This is a genomic window from Pantoea sp. CTOTU50773 (assembly GCF_032082325.1).
GTDB classification, from domain to species: Bacteria; Pseudomonadota; Gammaproteobacteria; order Enterobacterales; family Enterobacteriaceae; genus Pantoea; species Pantoea communis.
This window is the reverse complement of the sequence record NZ_DAMDQC010000251.1, coordinates 1-3,453: the sequence shown is the minus strand read 5'-3', so window position 1 is coordinate 3,453 and position 3,453 is coordinate 1. Positions and strand designations below refer to the sequence as shown.

The following is a 3,453-nucleotide window of genomic DNA, read 5'->3' as shown; positions in this document are numbered from 1 at the left end:
GAGCCAGACGCAGTCGCTGAAAAACTGGCACGCCGAGGATTCAAACTGGATGTGGAAACGCTGCGTTCGCTCGAAGAGCGTCGTAAAGTACTGCAGGTAGAAACTGAAAATCTGCAGGCAGAGCGTAACTCCCGATCCAAATCCATCGGTCAGGCCAAAGCGCGTGGGGAAGACATCGAGCCACTGCGTCAGGAAGTGAACGTGCTAGGCGAACGCCTGGATGCGGCGAAGGTTGAGCTGGATACACTGCAAAACACCATCCGCGATTTTGCCCTTTCGCTGCCTAACCTGCCGGTCGATGAAGTGCCGCTGGGTAAAGACGATAGCGAGAATCAGGAAGTCAGCCGCTGGGGCCAGCCGCGCCAGTTCGATTTCCCGGTAAAAGACCACGTTGAGCTGGGTGAAGCCGTTAAAGGGCTGGATTTTGCCGCTGCAGTGAAACTGACCGGTTCACGTTTCATCGTGATGCAGGGGCAGATCGCTCGCCTGCATCGTGCGCTCAGCCAGTTCATGATTGATCTGCACACTCAACAGCACGGTTATCTGGAAACCTACGTGCCGTATCTGGTCAACCATGAGACGCTGTTTGGTACGGGCCAATTACCTAAGTTTGGTGAAGACTTGTTCCACACCAAGCCTTTGGGTGAAGAAGCGGGCAGCAGCAACTACGCACTGATCCCGACGGCGGAAGTGCCGCTGACCAACCTGGTGCGTGATGAGATCGTGGAAGAAGAAAATCTGCCGATCAAACTCACCGCGCACACGCCGTGCTTCCGCTCTGAAGCAGGTTCTTACGGACGCGACACGCGTGGTCTGATTCGTATGCACCAGTTCGACAAAGTTGAGATGGTGCACATTGTTGCGCCTGAGACTTCAATGGACGCACTGGAAGAGTTGGTTGGTCATGCTGAGAAAGTCCTGCAGTTGCTGAACCTGCCGTACCGTAAGGTGCTGCTGTGTACTGGTGATATGGGCTTTGGTTCCGCCAAAACCTACGATCTGGAAGTGTGGCTGCCGGCGCAGGATACCTATCGTGAGATCTCTTCTTGTTCCAACATGTGGGATTTCCAGGCGCGTCGCATGCAGGCTCGCTGCCGCAGTAAAACCGACAAGAAGCCTCGCCTGGTGCATACGCTGAACGGTTCAGGCCTGGCAGTTGGACGTACATTGGTGGCGGTGCTGGAAAACTACCAGCAGGCTGACGGCCGTATCGAAGTACCAGAAGTGCTGCGTCCCTATATGGGCGGATTGGAAATCATTGGTTAACCCCAGCTTTCTGATAGTCAAACCCGGCAATGCCGGGTTTTTTATTTTCAGGAGCGAGCGATTATTTTTTAGTAAGAATTAATCAGAAATAAACGTCATCGTCAGCAGAGTCTCTCAAAACACTAAAATCCATAAATTCATGAAGATAGCGATGTGTTGTGATGATGATATATCTCCTCTAAGCTGCTGAAGATAAAAATAATAAATTGTTCAGCAGCAAATTGTGCTGTGGTGATTTTTTGCCCGTTGACTTTAAAATAGCGAATGGCAAACTGCGCGCAATTATCTCCATTTCTTTGGTTTTTAATCCCTATGTCTACCTGGTCACGCCCCGTCGTGTTGCTGCTCTGCGGCTTAATGCTCATGACGGTGTCTATTGCTGTGCTTAATACGCTGGTACCGCTTTGGCTTACTCACGATCAACTGCCGACATGGCAGGTGGGTATGGCCAGCTCAGCCTATTACACCGGGAATCTGCTGGGGACATTGCTGGCGGGCTGGTTAATCAACCGCTATGGCTTTAATCGCTGTTTCTATCTGGCCAGCGCCCTGTTTGCCGTCGCAACCATGGGAATGGTGTTGTTAGAAGGCTTCTACAGCTGGACTGCACTGCGTTTTGTCGCGGGTGTCGGCTGTGCGCTGATTTGGGTGGTGGTGGAGAGTGCGTTGCTGTGCAGCGGTACAGTGCGTAATCGCGGTCAACTGTTGGCTGCCTATATGATCATCTACTATCTCGGCACGGTAGCGGGTCAGTTGCTGGTGAGTCGCGTTTCGACTGAGCTCCTGCAGGTGATCCCATGGGTTACCGCGCTGATCGTCTGTGCCGTGCTGCCGGTGGTCTTCCTGCGTGTTAATGCCAGCTCCGCGACTGAAGAGGCTTCTACCGGTCGCATCTGGACCATGTTGCGCCGTCGCAGCTCACGTCTGGGCATTAACGGCTGCATTATTTCCGGTATTGTATTGGGCTCACTGTATGGACTGATGCCGCTATATCTGTCCCATCGGGGAATGAGTGATGCTAACGTCGGTTACTGGATGGCGTTGCTGGTGAGTTCAGGCATCGTCGGTCAATGGCCAGTGGGACGTCTTGCCGACCGCTTTGGGCGCCTGATGGTGTTGCGCGTTCAGGTGTTTGTGGTCATTTTAGGGGCGATTGCCATGTTGGGCGATACTGCCATGGCGCCTGCGCTGTTTGTGCTGGGGCTGGCTGGCTTCACGCTCTATCCAGTGGCGATGTCATGGGCATGTGAAACCGTTGCGCACCATGAACTGGTTGCGATGAATCAGGCGCTGCTGTTCAGCTACACCATTGGCAGTTTGGTCGGGCCGGGCATGACATCAATGCTGATGCAGAATTACTCTGACCGTTTGCTGTTTGTGATGATAGCCGCTGTGGCGCTGGTCTATCTGGTGATGCTGCTGCGTAAAGCTGACCAGCATGCCACGCCAATTGCACATGCATAATATCTGAATGAACAAATGAAAAAAGGGAGCGTTAAGCTCCCTTTTTTGTCAGAACATCACTTCGTGACCATATCCTGTCAGAATACTTTTGACCCGTTCCATGGTCTCTTTATTGGGTGGTTTTACCCCATCCAGCTTGTACTCTTCACCCATGGCAATCCATTTGTGCTTGCCCAGTTCATGGTAGGGTAGCAGCTCAATCTTCTCGACGTTCTCCATATCCTTCGTAAATTCGCCGAGGCGATGGGCAGAGTCATCATCATCGGAATAGCCAGGCACCACGACAAAGCGAATCCAGGTACGTTTGCCTTTCTTCTGCAGATAGCGCGCGAAATCGAGGGTGCGATGATTAGAGACGCCAACCAGAATCTGGTGCACATCATCATTGATTTGTTTTAGGTCGAGCATCACCAGATCGGTGGCATCCAGCAGTTCGTCGATCACTGGATCGTAACGACGTACAAAGCCGTTGGTATCCAGGCAGGTGTGAATGCCTTCTGCCTTACAGGCACGGAACCAATCACGCACAAACTCGGCTTGTAAGATCGCTTCCCCACCTGATGCCGTTACTCCTCCGCCAGAGGCATTCATAAAGTGACGATACGACAGTGCATCTTTCATCAGGTCATCCACCGTGACTTCTTTACCTCCATGCGTGTCCCAGGTATCGCGATTATGGCAGTAGAGGCAGCGCATCAGGCAGCCCTGAAAGAAGGTGATAAA

At 52.5% G+C, this 3,453-nt stretch carries 4 protein-coding genes; 2 read left to right on the top strand and 2 right to left on the bottom strand.

Features of this window, described 5'->3' with window-relative positions:
• Window positions 1-1,266: serine--tRNA ligase (gene serS / locus RT340_RS22305; protein ID WP_313377838.1), on the top strand; the 1,266-nt coding region annotated here is incomplete at its 5' end.
• A gap of 137 nt (window positions 1,267-1,403) precedes the next feature.
• On the opposite strand, the gene RT340_RS22300 is transcribed toward serS, so the two are convergent.
• Window positions 1,404-1,631, bottom strand: a complete 228-nt coding sequence (locus RT340_RS22300; RefSeq protein WP_202404440.1) for a hypothetical protein — start codon at window positions 1,629-1,631, stop codon at window positions 1,404-1,406.
• Between RT340_RS22300 and RT340_RS22295 the strand changes: the two genes are divergently transcribed.
• Window positions 1,579-2,730 (top strand): MFS transporter, encoded by a 1,152-nt coding sequence (locus RT340_RS22295; protein WP_058961785.1) that lies wholly within the window; start codon window positions 1,579-1,581, stop codon window positions 2,728-2,730. The genes RT340_RS22300 and RT340_RS22295 overlap by 53 nt on opposite strands.
• Window positions 2,731-2,778: 48 nt before the next feature.
• Here RT340_RS22295 and pflA read toward each other — a convergent pair.
• On the bottom strand, window positions 2,779-3,453 hold a 675-nt coding region (pflA, locus tag RT340_RS22290), incomplete at its 5' end, for a pyruvate formate lyase 1-activating protein (protein WP_313377837.1).

Excerpts from the sequence above, each read along its gene's own strand:
- RT340_RS22300 (WP_202404440.1), bottom strand. The coding sequence starts at position 1,631 with ATGAGCATTAAGCCGCAGAGCAGCAACACGACGGGGCGTGACCAGGTA.
- RT340_RS22295 (WP_058961785.1), top strand. The coding sequence starts at position 1,579 with ATGTCTACCTGGTCACGCCCCGTCGTGTTGCTGCTCTGCGGCTTAATG.